Annotated in this window: 14 protein-coding genes and 2 pseudogenes; 10 read left to right on the forward strand and 6 right to left on the reverse strand. The window is 60.5% G+C overall.

The window, feature by feature from the left end; genetic code table 11:
* Window positions 1-669 precede the first annotated feature (669 nt).
* Complete coding sequence (locus JWS14_RS47215; protein ID WP_206017090.1) at window positions 670-1704, reverse strand: NADP-dependent oxidoreductase; 1035 nt, start codon at window positions 1702-1704, stop codon at window positions 670-672.
* A 288-nt stretch (window positions 1705-1992) separates the two neighbouring features.
* On the opposite strand from JWS14_RS47215, the gene JWS14_RS47220 reads away from it, so the two are divergent.
* Entirely contained in the window at window positions 1993-2475 is a 483-nt protein-coding gene (locus tag JWS14_RS47220; protein ID WP_206017091.1) for a nuclear transport factor 2 family protein, read from the forward strand.
* Window positions 2472-2933 (forward strand): DUF3237 domain-containing protein, encoded by a 462-nt coding sequence (locus tag JWS14_RS47225; RefSeq protein ID WP_133988331.1) that lies wholly within the window; start codon window positions 2472-2474, stop codon window positions 2931-2933. Before JWS14_RS47220 ends, JWS14_RS47225 begins: the two co-directional genes overlap by 4 nt.
* Window positions 2934-3162: 229 nt before the next feature.
* Here the strand turns inward: JWS14_RS47225 and JWS14_RS47230 are convergent, their stop codons facing one another.
* Window positions 3163-4173 carry an alpha/beta hydrolase gene (locus tag JWS14_RS47230; protein ID WP_338051812.1) on the reverse strand — a complete coding sequence of 337 codons (1011 nt, stop codon included), beginning with the start codon at window positions 4171-4173 and terminating at the stop codon, window positions 3163-3165.
* A 274-nt stretch (window positions 4174-4447) separates the two neighbouring features.
* On the opposite strand from JWS14_RS47230, the gene JWS14_RS47235 reads away from it, so the two are divergent.
* From JWS14_RS47235 to JWS14_RS47250, 4 genes are all read left to right on the forward strand, one after another.
* On the forward strand, window positions 4448-5011 hold the full coding sequence (locus JWS14_RS47235) for a cupin domain-containing protein (protein WP_133988475.1): 564 nt from the start codon (window positions 4448-4450) through the stop codon (window positions 5009-5011).
* Window positions 5012-5059: 48 nt separating this feature from the next.
* Window positions 5060-6565, forward strand: a complete 1506-nt coding sequence (locus JWS14_RS47240) for a CoA-acylating methylmalonate-semialdehyde dehydrogenase (protein ID WP_133988473.1) — start codon at window positions 5060-5062, stop codon at window positions 6563-6565.
* A complete protein-coding gene (locus JWS14_RS47245) occupies window positions 6562-7032 on the forward strand; it encodes a VOC family protein (protein WP_241031889.1) in 471 nt (156 codons plus the stop codon). Before JWS14_RS47240 ends, JWS14_RS47245 begins: the two co-directional genes overlap by 4 nt.
* A gap of 177 nt (window positions 7033-7209) precedes the next feature.
* Window positions 7210-8079 (forward strand): mycofactocin-coupled SDR family oxidoreductase, encoded by an 870-nt coding sequence (locus tag JWS14_RS47250; protein ID WP_133988329.1) that lies wholly within the window; start codon window positions 7210-7212, stop codon window positions 8077-8079.
* A 143-nt stretch (window positions 8080-8222) separates the two neighbouring features.
* Here the strand turns inward: JWS14_RS47250 and JWS14_RS47255 are convergent, their stop codons facing one another.
* On the reverse strand, window positions 8223-8897 hold the full coding sequence (locus JWS14_RS47255; protein ID WP_133988328.1) for a TetR/AcrR family transcriptional regulator: 675 nt from the start codon (window positions 8895-8897) through the stop codon (window positions 8223-8225).
* 570 nt (window positions 8898-9467) lie between these two features.
* Here JWS14_RS47255 and JWS14_RS47260 point away from each other — a divergent pair.
* Together JWS14_RS47260 and JWS14_RS47265 are read left to right on the forward strand one after the other, a co-directional pair.
* Window positions 9468-10970, forward strand: a complete 1503-nt coding sequence (locus JWS14_RS47260; protein WP_206017093.1) for a long-chain-fatty-acid--CoA ligase — start codon at window positions 9468-9470, stop codon at window positions 10968-10970.
* A 609-nt stretch (window positions 10971-11579) separates the two neighbouring features.
* Window positions 11580-14858, forward strand: a complete 3279-nt coding sequence (locus JWS14_RS47265; protein ID WP_206017094.1) for a protein kinase domain-containing protein — start codon at window positions 11580-11582, stop codon at window positions 14856-14858.
* Between the two features lie 221 nt (window positions 14859-15079).
* Here the strand turns inward: JWS14_RS47265 and JWS14_RS47270 are convergent.
* Window positions 15080-15707: pseudogene (locus tag JWS14_RS47270) on the reverse strand (transposase).
* A gap of 226 nt (window positions 15708-15933) precedes the next feature.
* Here JWS14_RS47270 and JWS14_RS50950 point away from each other — a divergent pair.
* Window positions 15934-16183 (forward strand): annotated as a pseudogene (locus JWS14_RS50950) (transposase); the annotation flags it as partial.
* Here JWS14_RS50950 and JWS14_RS47275 read toward each other — a convergent pair.
* Window positions 16145-17674 carry a M81 family metallopeptidase gene (locus JWS14_RS47275; RefSeq protein ID WP_133988324.1) on the reverse strand — a complete coding sequence of 510 codons (1530 nt, stop codon included), beginning with the start codon at window positions 17672-17674 and terminating at the stop codon, window positions 16145-16147. The pseudogene JWS14_RS50950 and the gene JWS14_RS47275 sit on opposite strands and share 39 nt — an antisense overlap.
* A gap of 26 nt (window positions 17675-17700) precedes the next feature.
* Complete coding sequence (locus tag JWS14_RS47280; RefSeq protein ID WP_206017315.1) at window positions 17701-19056, reverse strand: MFS transporter; 1356 nt, start codon at window positions 19054-19056, stop codon at window positions 17701-17703.
* A 174-nt stretch (window positions 19057-19230) separates the two neighbouring features.
* On the opposite strand from JWS14_RS47280, the gene JWS14_RS47285 reads away from it, so the two are divergent.
* Window positions 19231-20265 (forward strand): Lrp/AsnC family transcriptional regulator, encoded by a 1035-nt coding sequence (locus JWS14_RS47285; protein WP_133988323.1) that lies wholly within the window; start codon window positions 19231-19233, stop codon window positions 20263-20265.
* Window positions 20266-20318 lie beyond the last annotated feature (53 nt).

A 20318-nucleotide genomic window follows, 5' to 3' on the forward strand; every position in this document is an offset into this window, starting at 1 on the left:
CGGCGGAACTCCTACGAACCATTGTCGGGTGTCCACTCCCAGGGGTAGGAGAACCAGGAGGGCGTTCGCATGGGACGTCAGTCTCAGTACACGGTTCTCACTACCTTGGGGAGCCCTGGTTGATGGCGGCGTTGGCAGGAGGGAGTTCTTTTGCGACAGCCTCAGTAGTGCCCCGACTTTTGCCTCGCCGACGGAACTTACTTCGGTGAACTGCTCCACGCGGTCACCGGCGTGGCACTAGACTTCACCATTGACTGCAGGCTCGAGCAGGCAGCGCAGAGATGTTCAGGCCGATCCGGTACGGGCCAGTCCCGTACGCAATCTTCGTGGCGGCCTCACCGCTCGACTCATCCGGACCCGACGGCGCTAGTGCTACTGAAGACCACGACGACTTCGACCGTGCCGCCACCCGATGGTTCGCCACCCCGAACAGGACAGCGTCACGGTCCATTTTTCGAGTCAAGTCCGTGAGCCCCAGCAAGCGGCAGAACACCATGAAGCCGAGGCAATCGATTGCCGCACTGAGGATCGTCCGAGAGGACGGGTGCGAAGCGGCCCCGGGGGCGCTCGAGTTCTCTACCGCCAGCCGAGCAGGGCATCGCCAGAAAAGTCGATGAGGCGAGCCTGGCGGGACTTGACTGGGAGGCCCAGCCATCTGACGTTGTTCGGTTAGTCGGTGCTCACCTTGACCACGACCTTCCCTTTGTTCTCGCCGGCGAGACTGCGGTTAAGAGTATGTCTCGCATTCTCCAGACCGTCGACCACGGTCTCCGCGGAGCGCAGGGTGCCGGCACTGAGAGCCAGCGATAGCTGTCCAATGATCTCTGCGTACCGATCCACGTGATCGAAAACGATGAACCCTTGCAAAGTTGCCCGCTGCATGAGCAGCTGACTGACATTACGCAGGCCACGTTGGGCGTTATCGCCGTTATAGTCGTTGTACTCGGAAACCAGCCCGCAGAGCGTTATTCGTGCCCCGATGTTCAGTCGGCCGAAAACGTGGTCCATGATTTCGCCGCCAACATTTTCGAAGTCCACGTCGATACCATCAGGCGTGGCGTCGTCGAGTTGCTTCTGCCAGTCACCAGCATGTCGGTCAATACACGCGTCAAACCCCAACTCTTCTACCAGGTATCGACATTTCTCGGCGCCGCCTGCGATACCGACCACACGGGCCCCCCGCCGCTTTGCGAGCTGACCTGCAATAGATCCCACTGCTCCGGCCGCAGCGGATACAAAGAAAGTCTCTCCCGGTCGAGGATCACCGAACTCGACACCGAGGTACGCCGATATTCCGGTGTGGCCCAGGACTCCGACGAACGCGGGGAGGGGGGCCGGTAGCGGATCGGGTAGGACTGTAAATGACATATCTTCACTCGCTGCATCAGCTACGCAATAGTCCTGCCAGCCAGTCAATCCCACAACAAACGAGCCGACAGGAAGATCGTCACGTCGGCTGGCCACGACCTGCCCAACACCGGCCCCGCGCATGACCGCGTCCAATTCGACCGGAGGGATGTAGGAACGCATCGCACTCATCCACACACGATTCGTGGGGTCGACCGACAAGTAGTGCGTCCGAATAAGCGCTTGCCCATCAAGGATCTCGGCAACCGGCTCTTCCAACAATTCCAGGTTATCGGCAGTTACTTCCCCCTCCGGACGACTCCGCAATCGGTAGAGCCGGTTGGTCAAAGTGCTCATCACATCTCCTTAAGTGGCGCATAAATGCCCAAAGCGGAATGCCTCTCGAGCCCGCCGGAATGCGGCTTCGCGGGCACCCTGTCCAGTCGATTCTTGGGCCGACCACCCTGAGATTAGACTCACAGTCGTCGATAATCAACACACCGTCCACAAATGCGGCGAAGGCTAGGTGCGCCTGTCGCAGAATCGTGTCGACACACTGTTGACTATAACCGACAGGACGGGCATTCTTTGAGGCTACGGCGGCTGGCGCATCAGTCGTCGCCAGAGCCCACCAAGGAGGCGACTGTGAGTACACAAGCAGAAAATCGCAAGGTAGTGGATGGTTTTTGGGGCGACCTCGACAGCGGGCCGCCGACCGGGAAAGCGCTGGAGGCTTGGAAAGACTGGTTCGCCGAAGATGCTGTTTGGGAGATGCCGTTCGCCCCTGAGCCGCTTGCGAAAACCGTCCCCGGCCGCCAACTCATCGGCCACTTCATCGACTGGTTCTTCAAGTCCGTGCCCGACCTGAAGATCGACTCGTTGGTTGTGCACGACACGACTGATCCCGAGCTGTTCGTGCTTGAGCTACACGGCGAGGCGACCGTAACGCAGAACGGACACGTGTACGCGAACACCTATTGCACGCACATGCGAATCAGAGGCGGCAAGGTGGTCTTGATTCGCGAGTACTTCGATCCAAATATCGTCGAACAAGCCTTCGGCGTCGAAGTCATTGCCGAGGGTATGTCCCAGGTGATGGCAGCCGCAGGCCTGGAGGTAAGCAAGTGAAGCTCATCCCGGAATTTTCGTACACCGCAGAACTCGCTGCGCCGCAGGTCGTCGGTCCTGGACCATACGGAATGCGGCAGGTCCTCCCCGTTACCGGCGGCACTGTAAAGGGTGATCGACTGAGCGGTACAGCAGCCATCGGCGGCGGTGACTGGCTTCTGGCTGGAGATGACGGATTCGGGCGCCTGGATGTGCGCGCTCAGTTCCATACCGACGACGGTGCCGTCATCTACATGAGCTACCAGGGCCTGGTCGAGGTGACCGAAGCTGCCGCAGCCGCATTGACCGGCGGGGAATCGAGCACGAACTTTGGCGACCACTACTTTGTCACTACTCCGCGCCTCGAGTGCGGGGACGATAGGTACGGCTGGGTCAATCAGACCATCTTCGTGGGACAAGGGCGAATTACACCAGGACCCGTCATCGAGTTTCAGGTCTTCCGCGTAGCCCTGCAGTAGGAGGAACGGGAATACAGTCGGCGGGCCGCACATCGCATGAAATTGTGATGTGCGGCCCGCCGCTTTCGTGCGAAGCCCGCTTTCGTGTGAAGTTGGGAAGTTGGAAAGCGTGGCATCGACCGCCAAAATGAAGCCACGCAGCTCTGAGCGAAACCGGGCCGATGTGATGGCGAAACCGGGCCGATGTGATGAGTGATGACGACGTAGCGAGTTGCTCGACCCAGATCACCTAGCGCAGCAATCTAGACAACCCTTCCGCGAAGCCAGTGATAGCACGCTCTCCCTCGTCCACCACGCCGGCGAGTAGAAAGAAGCTATGCGGCATGCCCGCATACTCGTGTTGGATGACTGCGACGCCCGAAGCTTGCAGTTCAGACGCGTATCGACTGGCATCATCTGACACTGGATCGATCTCTGCGTTGATGATGAGCGCAGGCGGGGCGTTGTTCAGATTCATACTGAACAACGGCGAGACTTCCGGTGACTTTCGAAGCCACACGTTGGGCACGTATTGATCGATACACCATTCGAGTGCGGCACGCGAAAGAAGAGGCGCCGATCCGTATCTGTTTACAGAGTCACTACTCAAGGTCAGATCTAGCACCGGGCACAGAAGTCCCTGCGCCTTGACCGACGCACCGTCTGTACGTGCGTTGAGAGTCGCTGCGGTCGCCGCTGCGAGCATCCCCCCAGAGGAGTCTCCAGCAACCGCCAGTGCTTCGCCGTCAATTCTCAGTTCATCAGAACGATCGGCCACCCAGCAAAACGACTCGATCGCATCGGCGTGAGCGCTCGGATAGGTATTTTCGGGCGCAAGGCGGTACGCCACCGAGATCACGCGGAGAGCGCCCTGGACGCTCAACTCGCGACACAGTCGGTCATGAGAGTCCAGGCTGCCCCTGACGAAACCGCCACCGTGGAAGTACACGACACACGGCGCTGCCCCGGTTGTGCCTTTGGGAGAGTAACTCCGGGCATTGAGGACCCTCCCGCGAAGGGGAATCTCTAAGTCCCTCACGTCGCAATGTGGATTGAGATCACCTGCCAACCCGATCAATTTCTCGCCGACCGCCCTGTACGCGGTGATGGACACTTCCCACGGCTGCGCCGGTGGATTCGTTGACAGGGACGCCAGCAACTCGAGTACCTGAGGGTGCAGATCGCTCATGAATGGCCTGCACGGATCTTCGTCGCGGCACCTATGCGCTTTCGTAGCGGACTCACCAGTCGTCTCCTCCATTGCTGCTGTCAGGGGCGTACGACCGTCGACTAGTCGGGTCGCACGTCGGTGTTCCAACTTTGCACTTAGTGTTGGTCCTCGTCAACGTTGTGTCGATTATGCGCGGACCAGTGGCCTGGCCGCGCGTCGGCCTGCACCCGGATTATCCCTTTGAACTGCAGATTTGTCGAAATCCGACAGAGTGTTGACTCTTATCAACTGTGAGTCTAGTCTCAAAAATGTCCGAGCCGTGACGTCACTCATCACCACGGCAAGCAACGAAAAAGGGGCCCTCATGGTCACGAAGTCTGATGTCGACCAGATTCAGCCGACGACAAACCGAGACGGGGAGAGCTACGTCTCCCACCGCAGCGATGTGCATTTCAACATGACCGGCGACTTCATGACCGGTGTAGATTTCTGGATTCATGCGACCGGTGAAAGCACCAATGGCCAGCTGATCATCATCGAGACCAACTGGGTTCGCGGAACCGAGCCGGTCTGGCACATCCATCACCGCGAAGAGGAAGGCTTCTTCGTGATGGACGGTGAAATCAAGATCCACACCGAAGCCGGGTCCTACAATGCCGGCGCGGGTCAATTCGTCTGGGGGCGCAAGGATCAGCGGCATACCTACGAGGTAGTCGGAGAAGAGGCGAGGATCCTCGTGATCTTCGTTCCGGGCCCCGACAGCAGCGGATTCGAGCCCGGCGGCGGCATCGACAAGTACTTCTACGAAGCGCGCGATCGCGAATTGCGCACTCCGGAGCAGCTAGCCGCAGAGGTGGAGAATCTCAAGACGAACTATGGCTTGGAGATGTTCCCCGAGTTGCCGCACCCCCGGGACGCCAAAGCTTAAGCGGCCCACAACATCAACTCGCCTCTTCGTGACTATGGAGTTTCTGTGATTACAAACGATGTCCATCTTGCAACGGTGCCGCACTGGATCGCTGGCACCTCCTCCAGCTCGACGAACGGGCGGAGGTCGGAGGTTGTCGATCCAGCCACGGGTCACGTACTGAGGCTTGTTGAGCTGGGCGACGCTGCTGTCGTCGACACGGCTGTAACCAGCGCCCGAAGCGCTGCGGGGGCCTGGGCTTCGACCCCGGCCCCCGTCCGCGCGACCACTCTCCACCGCTTCCGCGCCCTGATGCTCGAGCACAGTGACGAGCTTGCATCGATCATCACCTCGGAGCAGGGGAAAACTCTCGCAGACGCGAGAGGGGAGGTCGCCCGTTCTGTGGAAGCTGTCGAAGTTGCGATCTCCGTCGTGCAGCACCTCAAAGGTGAGTACGCAGAACAGGTCTCCAGGGGAGTTGACACATACTCGTTCCGCCAGCCACTCGGAGTGTGTGCTGGTATCACCCCATTCAACTTCCCCATCATGGTGCCGGTGTCAATGTTCGCGGCCGCGATCGCCTGCGGTAACTCGTTCGTGCTCAAACCAAGCGAGAGAGTGCCATCCGCCTCGGTGCGGCTGGCGCAACTGCTCGCCGAAGCCGAGCTACCCGACGGTGTCTTCAACGTCGTGCACGGTGGCGTTGACACGGTGAACGCGCTGATCGACCACCCGGACGTCGCTGCCATTTCCTTTGTGGGCTCCACCCCGGTTGCGCGTGAGATCTACAGCCGTTCCGCCGCTGCCGGCAAGAAGGTGCAGGCACTGGGTGGAGCGAACAACCATATGGTCGTCATGCCTGACGCCGACCTGGACGCAGCAGCGGACGCACTGGCGTCGGCCGCATACGGCGCCGCCGGTCAGCGATGCATGGCCGTGCCCATCGCGGTAGCGGTCGGGGAAATCGCGGACGAGCTAGTTGCCAAGACCGCGGAGCGGGCCACCGCCTTCCGTACCGGACCGGGGAACGCCGAAGGCACCGACATGGGGCCACTCATCTCAGAGGTCGCCATCGAACGAGTCAGAGGTGCGTTGGAGGCGGCACCTAGCCAAGGCGCAAAAGTCGTTGTAGACGGCCGTGTCACCATAGCGTCCGACGCCGGCTATTTTATCGGCCCCAGCTTGGTCGACAACGTAAGCGTCGACAGCGATCTCTATCAGAACGAGGTGTTCGGACCGATCCTGAGTGTGGTCCGCGTCGATGATCTCGACGAAGCACTGCGCATCGTGAACGCCAGCCCATATGGCAATGGTGCGACCATCTTCACCGCAAGTGGAGTGGCCGGTCGCCGATTCGTTCACAGCGTCCAGGCCGGAAGCGTCGGGATCAACGTTCCCATTCCAGTTCCGATCTCTTGGTTCGGATTCGGAGGTTGGGGCGACTCGCGGTTCGGCGATGACGGGCTCAACTACGATGCATATCGCTTCTACACCAAGTCCAAGGTCGTCACCCAACGTTGGACTGAACCCCGAACGGGCGTGTCCCCTCATTTCGTCGCCGCGAGGCACCAATGACGATGATCGATCTCTCCTCATCCTCGCCTTCCGACGATGCTCGAAAAGACAGCACTCCGCGGCTGGATCATGTGGGGATACTCGTCCGCGATCTCGAGTTGGCCACCACACATTGGCAGAGCAGATTCAACGTCAGCATCGCGCACACTTTCCAGGCACCCTCTCTCGCCATCCGCGCGACGTTTCTCGCGATAGCGTCGGCCAATGTCGAGCTCTACACCATCGACGATCCGGACGTTCTCGATCTCGCGCTGGGCGGAGCCTCGGCAAAGCTCGACCACATCGCGTTGCGGTTCGACGGAAACACGAGCGAACTCGATCTCGCTGGATGCACGATCCGCGGGCCCGGACGACCGGACCCGATCGGAGCTCCTTTCATCATCGCCGACTCAGAGCATGTATGGACCGAGCCACCTGGAATCGACATACTGCTACAGCTCATCACCCCGACGGAAAGCACACCGTAGCGCTGCGAACGTTGCCTCCCGACGGCCTCCACCATTTGTGAATGTGGGGGAGAAACCGGGGCCAGAACTGCACCGCCATTAGGCAAGTCAACGAACACAAGTGGTCACCCGGTACCCGGTACGCCGATCACCGGGAGGCACAACCAATCCGATGCACACTCACAAGAGGAGAGACCAATGGGACGCATGGACGGAAAGGTCGCCCTGGTAACAGGTGCGGCACGTGGAATGGGACGGGCACACGCAATCCGGCTCGCTGAGGAGGGCGCCAATATCCTCGCCATCGACTGTCCGCCGGACACCGGACTCCCGTATCCGACCGGATCATCTGATGACCTCCAGATCACCGTCAAAGAGGTCGAAGCACTGGGACGACGAATCATTGCACACGAGGGAGATGTCCGGAAGCAGTCGTCGCTCGACAAACTGGTTGCTGACGGCGTAAAGGCATTCGGTGGTCTGGACGTTGCGGTCGCCAACGCCGGGATCTGGACCGTACACCCGTTCCACGACATCCCTGAAGACGAATTCACCGCTGTTCTAGACGTCAATATCACCGGGGTGTGGCGCACCTTGAAGGCAGTGTCGCCGGCGATCACGGAACGGGGCGGCGGCTCGATCATCGTGACCTCTTCCGGCAACGGCGTGGAAGGGTCACCCCATTACGCCCACTATGTCGCGTCGAAGCACGGCGTAATAGGGCTGGCGAAAAGCGCTGCGCTCGAGTTTGGTCAGTACGGAATTCGAGTCAATATCTTGCTCCCGGGGCCGACTGATACTCCAGCCCTCGACTGGCAGGGTGGATATGATCTCTGTGCAGGTAAAGGCCCCGGTCAGGGCGTGAAAGAAGACCTCGAAGGCGCGAAGTACTGGTCTGCCCTTCGCGATGTCGGGTTGCTGCCACCACTTGCCATGAGCGAAGCGGTGCTGTGGCTTGCGTCCGACGAGTCTCGTTGGACAACCGGACTCGAGATGCACGTTGACGGTGGCCATATGCTGATGCCGGGACTGAACATGGCAAAGATGGCCGCCGATCAACCACAGTAACAACTCGACCTATCTTCGACTGGAAGAGAACCCACTTCCTGAAGTCCGCATTTTCCATGCGCGACAAAGCTGAATAGAACAAATCGATCGCAGCGAACCGGTTTTTTTAACCAGTTCGCTGCGATTGCTCTGAACGACCCGAACTAATCGCTCTTCGAGCGGCCTCTCCATTCCAAACCGAATACCGTTCTAAGCCACACTGTGGTGACCGTCTCCACCATGTCTTCGGTGCGAATTGCATTCTCGCTTCGCATGCTCATAAGTCCCAGGTTCCGTTCGCCCATCCAAATGAGCGCTGCCGCCAGTGAACGAGCCGGTGGTCCATCAAGAGCCACACCCGCAACTCTGTCGCGCTCGATCGCAGCGGCCGCCGCATCGACAAAACGACCCAGTATTTTGTCCCACTGGGCCCCCAAAGTGGGTTCGGCCGCCGCTGCATCACCGACCTCGCGCAGGACGTGTCCATGCCGCTCCCACACGACCATGACCTCCGATACTGCATGCTCGATGGCAGCCTCCGGAGAAATCCCGGGAGGTCGCTCGAAGATCATTGCTGATGCAGTGAACACATCGGCCGTCACACTCGATAGAAGCGCCGAAAGAACCTGCCATTTAGATTCGAAATAAAAATAGAAGGATGAACGCGACAAACCCGCTCGCTTGGCAAGGTCATCAATCGAAACGTTCCGTAACGGCTCGGTGCGCAGAATCTCATATGCGCCCTCGAGGATTGCTTGCTCGCGCCTGTCGCCCTTGAGATTGCGCCTACCAGTCCGGGGTTCGGATCCGTTGAGACCGTTTGAGAACGAAGTCGCCATGCCTACAGAGTAGGCTAGTTCAACCTGCATATGTAGCCGGGGGTGCGGTGTCCGTCCACGATTTGCCATGCTGCATCGCCCGAGATGGTCTCTCGGATTGCACGGCAGTTCGGTAGAACTATCGGGGGCAAATTCCCAGTTCGGTCTTGACCAAGTTGGAATACAGATACCGATTTAATGGTCATGTTGATAGTCAAAGACTGGGGCGGAATTGGTGACTCGGCGCCCATTTCACGACTCGACAATCCATGTGCTTTCCGTGCAAAGTCCTCGGCTCGCGCGAGCGTCAACCATCAACGGCGCAGCGTCAAGTCAGCCCTCGTCCTCATTGCGTAGGCAAGCAACTGGCGAAGTGCCTCGACTGTACGTTGATTATACTCGACACATCGTCTATTGTACGTATGTGAACCACGACGGGCAACGTTCATCGGCACGCTGGCGAGACCCGCTCGCGTAGTAACTCGTAATTCAGGTCGGTACGCTCACTTGCGCGACGCTCTTTCACTTCCCGAAGCGCTGGCGCATCCGTAGCCCTCCTGACGCCACGCCAACCCAGGAGAAGTCGTTTCGATGTCATCAAATCTTGCGAACAATCTTGTCGAGACTGCTCGGCTACTGGGCGATCGACCCGCGATCCGGCTTGATGAAACCACCTTGGATTATGCAGAGTTCCATCGTGCCGCTGCGGCAGTGGCGGGCGACCTGCATTCGCGAGGTATTCGATCCGGCGATCGGGTCGGCATCGTACTGCCGAACGTCCCTGCGTTTCCGGTCATCTTCTACGGGATTCTGATGGCAGGCGCCGTCGCAGTTCCGATCAACCCCATGCTCAAGGAGCGTGAGATCACATATTACTTGGACGATTCTGGGATGGCTCTCATCTATGGCCCGCGGTCTCGCGGGGATCTGGTTGCGAAAGCCGCACTAGCGAAGAAGATTCCCGCGCTGTTGGTCGACGACCGTGGTCCGAGCGACGCTGATCTGACTGGGAACCCGATCGATGAACCTGTGGAGCGTAGCCGTGACGACACCGCAGTTCTTCTCTATACCTCTGGGACGACGGGGAGTCCTAAGGGAGCGGAACTCACCCACGAGAATATGTCGACCAATGCTTCGACGACTGCTGAGACTCTGATTCAGACCGGGTCCAGTGATGTCATCTTGGGGTGCCTGCCACTGTTCCACGTGTTCGGCCTAACCTGTGGGCTGAATGCCGCGGTGAAGTCAGGAGCGCTCCTGACTCTGATCCCCAAGTTTGACGCGGAATCAGCCCTGCGTGTTCTGGTTCGAGATGAGGTTACAGTTCTCGAAGGGGTCCCCACCATGTACTCCGCGATGCTCAACTCTCCCGACGCCGACTCCGTCGAGCTATCCCATCTTCGCTGCTGCATCGTAGGGGGGGCGCCGATGCCTGTCGAGGTTCTCAAGGCATTCGAACAAACATTCGAATGCGAGATTTACGAGGGGTACGGACTTTCTGAAACCGCACCCATCGCTTGTTTCAACCAGCCCGGACACCCACGCAAAGCCGGCACGATCGGGATTCCCGTGCGCGGATGCACGCTGCGACTAGTCGACGACGGCGACAACGAAATTGTCGGATGTGATGAGGCCGGAGAAATCCAAATTCGCGGCGAGAACGTGATGAAGGGATACTGGGCTCGTCCGGCGGCCACCGCGGAGGCCATAAGCGACGGCTGGTTCCGCACAGGAGACATCGCCACACGAGATAGCGATGGCTACTACAGCATCGTTGACCGGAAAAAGGACATCATCATTCGGGGTGGTTACAACGTGTACCCACGCGAAGTGGAAGAGGTTCTGTACGAGCATCCAGCTGTTGCCGAGGCAGCTGTTGTAGGTATCAAACACACCCATCTCGGGGAGCAAATCGGAGCTGCCGTATCGCTCAAACGCGGAGCGCACGTCGAGCCGTCTGAGATAATCGAGTTTGTTCGCGCCAGGCTCGCCGAGTACAAGTACCCCCGGCAGATTTGGTTTGTCCCCAGCCTCCCGAAAGGACCGACCGGCAAAATTCTTCGCAGGCAAGTTGAGCCGCCCGCCGTGGGCTGACCTTCACAGATCCGAACGGGCGGTGAGTTTGCCCGTTAGGACGCTCGCCCTTCACTTGGGGGAAGGTCTCACTGCTCATCTGTGGCCGGTCCATGCCTGAGACGCGCTTGGTCTGCGCAAACTGCACATTGAAATAACGTCCTACCACCAGCCTCAAGCGGGGAGACGGTGCGGATCCCGCCCTGCTCCGGTGCGCAACCACAGGCCGACCGGTGGTTTACTCCACTCAAGTTTGACTGACTGAAAAATCCCGGCCGCCCGATTTCCTGTCGGTGGCGATCCGTAGACTCGGATACGTTCTGGTGAGCATCCCCCCAGATTTTGTTCCTAGAACACCCCAGTGCCCCGGCGTCACCCCCCCCGACGCCGGGGCACACTCGTGCGCACCGGCGGACGAGAAGAGCGAGAAAAGACGGAGTCGAGGTCAGGGCGGTTCCCGTTGGGCGATCCCATCGCGCTGCGCTTCGACCCGGAGACCAAACACCGACTCGACGAGTAGTCCTCACGACATCGAGGTGCGGCGTCGGTTAACTCTGCGCGGCTCGACGTTGGGACGAGTAACTTCGAGCGGGCACACAATCGACACGGTTCGGCAATCCGAGGCCCTTCATGAATGAGTTTGATCCCTTCGCTACCCGTCCGGATGTGGCCGGGTCGGTCGTCGCGGACTTGGCGGCGGCCGGGTTCGCCGACGCCGCGGAGATCGGGCGCGGGGGTTTCGGGGTCGTCTACCGCTGTCGGCAGACTGCGCTCGATCGCACTGTGGCGGTGAAGGTGCTGACCGGGGATCTCGACGAGGACAGCCGTGCGCGATTTCTGCGTGAGCAGCGTGCCGCGGGCCGGCTGACCGGCCATCCCAATGTCGTCAACGTCCTGCAGGTCGGAGTCACCGAGCACGACCGGCCGTACATTGTCATGCCCTTCTATGCCCATGACTCTCTCGATGCCCGCATCCGCAGGCGGGGTCCGTTGAGACTGGAGGAGGTGCTGCGCGTCGGCGTCAAGATCGCCGGTGCCCTACAAGCCGCCCACGACCTCGGTATCCTCCATCGTGACGTCAAGCCGGCTAACATTTTGCTCACCGATTACGGGGATCCCGCGTTGACAGACTTCGGGATCGCGCACATCTCGGGCGGGTTCGAAACCACCGCTGGAGTTGTGACCGGATCGCCGGCCTTCACGGCACCCGAGGTCATTGCCGGTGGCGCACCGAGTCCGGCCGCCGATGTGTACGGTCTGGGCGCGACCTTGTTCGCCGCCGCCACCGGCCACGCTGCCTTCGAACGCCGGAGTGGTGAGCAACTGGTCGCCCAGTTCGTCCGGATCACGACCGAGCCGACGCCGAACCCGCGAGAGCACGGCATCGCGAACGATGTCAGCACTGTGATCGAGGCGACGATGGCAAACGATCCTGCCAGTCGGCCATCCGTCGGGGAACTGGGCAGACAACTGACGCACCTGCAACGCCAGCATCGCTATCCTGTCGACGACATGGCCGCGCGCGCCGGCTACGAGAAAACTCACGCGGGCGACTCCAGTCACCCACCACCGGCGCACCCACCGCACGATAGTGAGTCACCAGCTGCTCATTCAGTCCGCACCGGGGCGCTGCCGCTGGAGTTGACCAGCTTTATCGACCGTCGCGAGGAGACGGCGAAGGTCACAAACTTACTCTCGACGGCCCGCATGGTGACCTTGACCGGGATGGGAGGAGTGGGCAAGACCCGACTGGCGCTGCGAGTCGCCGGTCGAACCCAGACGCGTTTCGCTGATGGTGTGTTCCTGATCGATCTGGGCGAGCTGCGCGATGACTCGCTTCTCGTCAACGTGGTGGCGGATGCGCTGGGTTTACGCGACAGAACCGCGAGGCCACTTCCCGAGGTCCTCGCGGAATTCATCGCCCCGCGCGAAGTGCTGCTCGTTCTGGACAACTGCGAGCAGGTGCTCGACGCGGTCGCGAAACTCTCCGAAGCGCTGCTCCGCACCAGCCCGGGCCTGCGGATGCTCCTGACCAGCCGCGAGCCGATCGGCATCAGCGGCGAGGTAGCGCTACCGATAGCCCCGCTTGCGGTACCCGACGCCGACCATCTGCCGAGACGGCTGCCCGGCAACGACGCAATGGCACTGTTCGCCGAGCGGGGCGCCGCGGTCCTGCCCGGCTTCGAGGTCACCGACGACAACAAGGTGACCATCGCCCGGATATGCCAGCACCTCGACGGCCTGCCGTTGGCGATCGAGCTGGCCGCCGCACGACTTCGGGCGATCTCCCCAGAGGAGATTCTCGAGCGACTCACCGACCGCTACCGGTTCCTGACCCGCGGACGCAGAGACGCCCCGTCACGGCAACAGACCCTGCGGATGTGCATCGACTGGAGCCATGACCTGTGCACACCCCTGGAACAACTGATGTGGGCTCGCCTGTCCATGTTCGCCGGTAGCTTCGAACTCAATGCGGCCGAGCAGATCTTCGGGCAGGACCCGACCGTTGACGATTTCCTGGACACCGTCACCTCTCTCGTCGACAAGTCGATTCTCATTCGAGAACAGTCGGCTCCGGTCGCTCGGTTCCGGATGCTCGAGACCGTGCGCGACTACGGCCGGGAGAAGATCCGCGCCGACACCGACTACTCCGAGCTGCGCACCCGATACAGAAACTGGTACGTGCAGCTGTCCTCGGACGCCGAGGCTGACTGGGTCGGTCCGCGGCAACTCGAGTGGCTGACCCGATTGGTCGCCGAACTGCCGAACTTCCGACAGGCACAAGAGTTTTGCCTCTCCGAAGATCCCGAGTCCGGGCTTGGCATGGCCGCAGCGCTGTTCCCTCTCTGGTTATCGCGCGGTTTATTGACCGAAGGACGGCGCTGGATCGATGGGCTCCTGGCGCAGTCGCCCCGCACCGTAGGCGTTGACCGCGCCAAGGCAATACTCTGGGCCAGCGTGATGGCCGGAGTGCAGGGCGACCTGCAGGCATCGACGATCCTCATCCACGCTGGACGGGCGCTTGCCGATCGATCGGCCGATCCTCTGCTGCGGGCGCACATCGACCTTGCCGAAGGTTACCGTGCCTTTTACGGCGGCGACGTCGACTCTGCACAAGTTCATTTCGAAGCCGCACGACCAACCTACGCCGCCGTGCCGAGCGCGCTTGCTCTCCACATCCTCTTGTTGCAGGGTCTCGGGTTCGCGTACGAGTTGCTCAATCACACTGAGCGCGCCATCGAATGTTACGAGAGTGCACTCGCGGTCACCGAAGAGCATGGTGAAGCAGTGCATCGGTCGTATTTGCTGTGGGCCCTGGCCGTGGTGGTGTGGCGACACGCCAATACCGAACGGGCGAACGAGCTACTCCAACAGGCGCTCCGCGCTGCTCGGAAAGTCAATGAGCGGCTCGTCATCAGCATGTGCCTACAAGCACTCGCGTGGATCGCTGCCGAGGAAGGTGCTTTCGAACGAGCCGTGGTGTTGACCTCGGCTGCAGAAAACCTCAGCAATGCCATGGGGAGTTCCCCGATCTTCGTATCTGGGTTGGTCCCGTACCACGAGAGAAGCGAACGGGATACACGGAGGGCGCTGAGCGAAAAGACATTTGCCGCGGCTCAGAGAAAAGGGAACAAGCTGGGAGTGGAGTCCGCGGTCGCCTACGCACTCGGTGAGCAAAGTCCGGCGTCAAACACACCGACCACTGGACAGGCCGGTCCGACCAAGCGCGAGCGTGAGGTCGCCGAGTTGGTCGCCGAGGGGTTGACCAATAGAGAGATAGCGTCCCGCTTGACGATATCTGTGCGTACCGCGCAGGGACACATCGAACACCTTCTTGCCAAGTTGGGCTTCACCTCGCGTGCCCAGATCGCCGCATGGGTGGTGGAATCACGGCGAATCATGCCCTGACACAATGTGGTACGGACGCTCAGTCTCTACAGGCGCCCGGAAATTCGTTGACGTTGGTCGATTAGCGTTCCAGAAGCAACAGCGACACTACTCGGAGGTTGCGAGGCAGGACTCGACACAGCGCGACGGAGGACACCCCGGCATTGCTCTGACGGAGAAGCGGGAACAGTTCGCGATAGCGCCCCGTGGGGTGGTGGGCTTTGAGGTTGAATCCTCGGTGCCTACTCGCCACGGGTGATCGCGGCGATGGCTTCAGTATCGCCGCTGGGGCCCAGCAACGCCATCGACCCCTCGGAGAGGTAGCGGCGCTCGCTGGAGTGCCACTCGCCGTGCATGTCGGCCGGGACCGCACCGACGAGTCGGATCACGGCCGCCTCGTTCGGGAATATGCCCACGACGCGGGCTCTGCGCTTGCTCTCCTTGTTTACCCGCTCCAACGGATTGGTCGACCAGATTTTCGACCAATGCGCCCGCGGAAATGTGCTGAACGCCAAAACCTCTGCCTTCGCCTGGTCCATCAGCGGACCGATCTTGGGGAACCGGCCGACCAACTGATCACGAACCTCGTCCCCCGTGGGGGCGGCGGTGGCGGGATCGGGCTGGGCGAAGTTTCGGGATCCGCAATGGGACGTCGCCGGCCTGGGTGGCCACCAACCGGGGCCTGACCCCGTTGCGTTCGGTGGTGCGGGCCTCGGTGCGTTCATAGCGGCCCGCGCCGATCTGTTCGGTGGCTTCGGTTTCGATCAGTTCTTGCATGACCATCCGGACCGATTCACGGATCAGATCCACGCCTTCTCCGGCACGGAATGCGTCGAGTAGCTCGGAAAGGGCAGACTGGGACAGGGCCATCGGTGGACCTCTTTCTTCGATGCGTGCTTGGCGGTACACACCGAAGATCCCGCCGATGGCCCTCTCTACGTCGGAGCCGCGCCGCTCAGTCCCAAACCCCACTACTCCACCGGGACGCCTACCAGTTCGCTCGGCTGATCCGGCTAGGGGTGAGTAACTCTGAGGCGTGCCGCCGTGTCGGAATCAACCGCCGGACCGGGACACGATGACGGTTCGGTCGCACGATGACGTCCACTCGCCGTGGCAGCGCGGCAGCAATGAGAACCTCAACGGGCCTCTGCGTCAGTACTTTCCCAAAGCCAGCGACCTCAGCATAGCCAGCGACCTCAGCATCCATACGTCAGAGCGGTCTGGTCGAGGTTGCCTCCCAGTTGAATACTCGACCCCGCAAGACCCTGGAGTGGGCAACTCCGGTTTCGCTCCTTACTGAAATACCCTCATCCCACGACAAGCCCGACTGTTGTGACGTTCGCTAGATTCTGCCCACCAAAAGGCACGCCGAGTGGTCCGATTCTGATCCCGGACGCCAACCTCTGCCATGGAAGGTCCGATGGATCGGCAGCGACAGGGCCGGGGGCCTTCGCAACGAGAATGGAATGAGCGATCGGTTGGAAGTCCGCTCGGAAATGCACCGAACTCTTGACGACCACGATTTCGCTATCTTCGGGTTCTAAGCCGACCATCCGGAATTGGTTGCGGTCGAATAACTGTGACTTCCAGGTTGTGACGACGATTCTGACGCCGCCAATTCGAAGGCAGGCGGATGGGCCCTGGTCGATCTCATTGCCACGCATCATCGGGCCGCCGAAGCGGCACCGACCATCTGAGACTCGCTCCACTACGAACGTCTCTTTGAGGGGTTCATCGCCAGGGATACTCGATTGGCCGCCGAGAGCGACCGTGATCGGTTGCCCCGGTCCCGCTGCGTGCGCGGCTGAAGCGACGTCGGGGTCACAAATCGCACCGACTATTGCGCGCTCCGCATCGGCGTCGAGAAGAGCCCGGATAATGCCCATCGTATTGGCGTTACCACCAGCTCCCGGATTATCCTGGGTGTCCGCAATGATTACGGGGCGGGTGGATGCGCCCGCAATCCTGATGGCATCGCCCACGGCGGCCGACGGACCCTGTAGCGATACCATCCATTCGGACTCGCGTCCGACAACTTCGTTGTAGAGGAGCTCGACGGCGCGCTCAAGGTCCGCCCGGTCACTTCCATATCCCCACACTGTGGGCCCGCACTCAGGAAAGTCGCTGCTCGGGAATCCGGCGGCAAAGGACATGCACGAGGTATCGCCCCCAAGGGCTCCGAGTTTTTCGTAGACGAGTCCTGCCGGGTCTGTGAGTGTGCATCCCGCGTTGATCGGGATCAGAAATGGGATGCGTCGAATCACGCAATGGAGGGTTTCCCCAGCAGTGAGCCGGAGCAGCAAACCCGCGGCTCGCGCCCCCGTTTCGGCCATGTCGGTGTGGGGATACGTGCGGTAGGCAACGAGAGCGTCGGCGTTCTCGACCATTCGAGTCGTGACATTGGCGTGCAGGTCCAGGCTTGCGACGATGGGCACTCTCTCCCCGACGATCGCCCGCAATCGAGTTAGAAGTTCGCCTTCACCATCGTCATGGTGCTCCGCGACCATCGCTCCGTGGAGGTCGAGGTAGATGGCGTCGGGGGCGGCGACGGCAGCCGCGGATGTTATCTCACCGCAGATCTTTTCATATGTATCGCGTGTCACTGGAGCAGACGGGCTCGCCCCTGCCCAGATGACCGGCACGATCGTAATACCTTTGCTCTTGAGCTCCTTGAGGAACCCTCCCATCGGGATGTTGACCTCCTCGAGTTCGTGCACAGAGTCTCCCCGTCGCAGAGCGGGAAACCCCTCGCCGTTGACGAAGCTGTCGTAACTCGCGGGCGGTCCCACTGCGAATGTGTTCGTTTCGTGTTGGAAGCCTGCCACTAGTATGCGCACAGTAAATTCCTCCTCATGGTTCGGTTCTAAGGGTTTCTGTTGGCAAGGGGAGCAGAGTCGCGGGCCAAGGGTCGGGGGCTCGGGTCATCTGCCGCGAACGGCGATTTGCGGGGAAGGCGGTTCGCGAAGATCAGCAACCCGCCGACGAGCACCACCCCTGCCATGACCACTAACCCGGGGGACGCGCTTCCAGTCGAATCCTTGATGTAGCCGATCAGTGTCGGGCTGAAGAATCCGCCGAGTAAGCCGATGCTGTTGATGAAGGCAATACCGCCCGCGGCGGCTGTTCCGCTGAGGTAGCCGGCTGGGATGGCCCAGAATACGACATAAGCACCCTGTAGGCACGCTGTGGCCACGATGATCGCAACGAACGAGACGAGGAAATTGTTCGCCGTCAGCGCTGAGATAAGAAGCGCGGCCGCAGCGGCAAGGGCTGGCACGGAGCTGTGCAGGCGTCGTTCGCCCCGCTTGTCCGAGTGGCGGGCGAGTGGAAACATGACGAGCAGCGCGACGAGATAGGGGGCTGCGGACAAGTGCCCGATTTGCGTCGTGCTTGCGACTCCGTTTTCTTTGAGAATCGTCGGCAACCAGAATGCGACGGTGTACAGGCCGCCGATCAGGCAAAAGTACCCGATGGCCAGCGCGTAAATGCGGGGATCCCGCAAGACTTGTCGAAAGTTATGGGTGGACGCAGCGTCCTCCGTATCCGACACCTCCTGCTGGATTACTGCCTTCTCGGCGTCGGTGAGCCAACTCGCCAGGTTCGGCCGGTCTACCAACGTTTTCCACACGACGAACCCGAGCAGGACACATGGCAGACCCTCGGCGAGAAACATCCATTGCCACCCTGCGAGACCGAGCGTTCCGTTGAACCTGGTGATTGTCCAGGACGAGATCGGCCCGCCGATCATTGATCCCAGCGGTCCAGGGATCATTAGCAGAGCCATCGCTCCAGCCATCCGAGCCCGCGGAAACCATAAGGTCAGGTAGAAGATGATGCCAGGCGCGAAACCGGCCTCAAAGACCCCGAGAAGAAATCGCAGTACATAGAACGTCATCGCGTTGGTAACAAACATCATTGTCGCAGAGGTGATTCCCCATAGAACCATGATCCGGAAGAGGGTCTTGCGAGTGCCGATTTTCTCCAGCAGCAAGTTGCTGGGGACTTCGAAGAGAGCGTACGCGAGGAAGAAGATCCCGGCTGCCAGACCGTACGCTGACTCGCTGATCCCTATATCCTCGGTCATCTGAAGCTTTGCGTACCCGATGTTTACCCGGTCTAGGTAGGCGAAGGTGTAACAGAGCACAAGCAGCGGCAGAATCCGCAGGCCGATTTTCCGATAAAGCTTGTCGCGATCGATAGTAGCGCCAATGTCGACCATAGTGGTGTTCTCCAACTCTTGCCAGATGTTCTGCACGGCGGCCGTTGCCATGGAATGTTGACAAGAGTGCGTGAGCACCGGCATCCCACCTACAGAATGATGGAAAGATGTTAATTCTCGGCACATTTTGATTGAAAACGACATTGTCGGATCCCGCCGAAGGGAAGGGGCCACATGCTAGACGAACTCGACCTTGCGTTGGTAGATGCTCTGCAGGTCAACCCACGCGCCAGTTGGGCGGCGCTGGGTGATGTCCTCGAACTGGCGCCGGTCACTCTGGCACGTCGATGGCAGCGGCTCGCTGAATCGGGGGCGGCGTGGATCTCGGTGTCGTTAAGTAACTGGGGGTCCCGCGGTGCGGTAGTAGAATTCTTGTGTCGGCCGGGGTCCGAGTTGTCCGTTGCGCGGGAGCTGTCCGAGGTCCCAAACATCAGCACGGTTTGCGTCACAACCGGTGAGTATCAGGTGCTGGCGCTGATGCTCGCCCCCACTCTTGCTGGGATCTCTGTTGCCTTGTTGGAAGCGCTGCCGGTTCCTGATGCAGTTGTTCGTCTACGCACTCACGTTTACGGAAGCACGTTCGGTGGAATTTTCTGGCGTCTGGGTGTCTTGAATCGCATGCAGATGGACCAGGTCCGCGATGAACTGGGAAAACCCCCATCGCCGATAGCTCGTGCGGAAACCACTCCGCAGAGCAGATCATTGGACAGCGGGGATCACGCCTTGTTCCTGGCGTTGGGACATGACGGCAGGCGTGCCTACACCGATCTCGCCGATGACCTCGGCAGCACCCCCCAAGCAGTGAAACGAAGGCTGGACCGCCTGCGTCGCCATGGCGATATCATCTTTCGATGCGACGTGGCACGTTCGCTCGTAGGTTGGCATTCCATGGCTCTGTTCTGGATTCGGGTGCCCGACGCAGACATGCAGGTGGTCGGCCGTTCCATCGGAACCTGGTCCGAAACACGCCATTGTGCAGCTGTCGCCAGCCCTGCAAACCTTTGCGTCATCGTGAATCTGCGTTCTCTGGAACATCTCGACGAGCTGCTGCTTCGGCTGGCTCGGGATCACCCTTCTGTGGAAGTGGTCGACCGTCGGTTGGTTCTGCGCCAGGTGAAGGTCTACGGGCGGATAGTCGACGAGCAAGGTCGGTGCTTCCGAGTCATTCCGGTGGATCCGTGGTTCCGTACTGAAGACCACCTGATATAGGCAGCTGCTGGCGGCACCCACACCCGCACCCTGTCGCGTTCTGAATCGTCCCG

This window comes from Rhodococcus koreensis (assembly GCF_017068375.1).
GTDB lineage: Bacteria > Actinomycetota > Actinomycetes > Mycobacteriales > Mycobacteriaceae > Rhodococcus_F > Rhodococcus_F koreensis.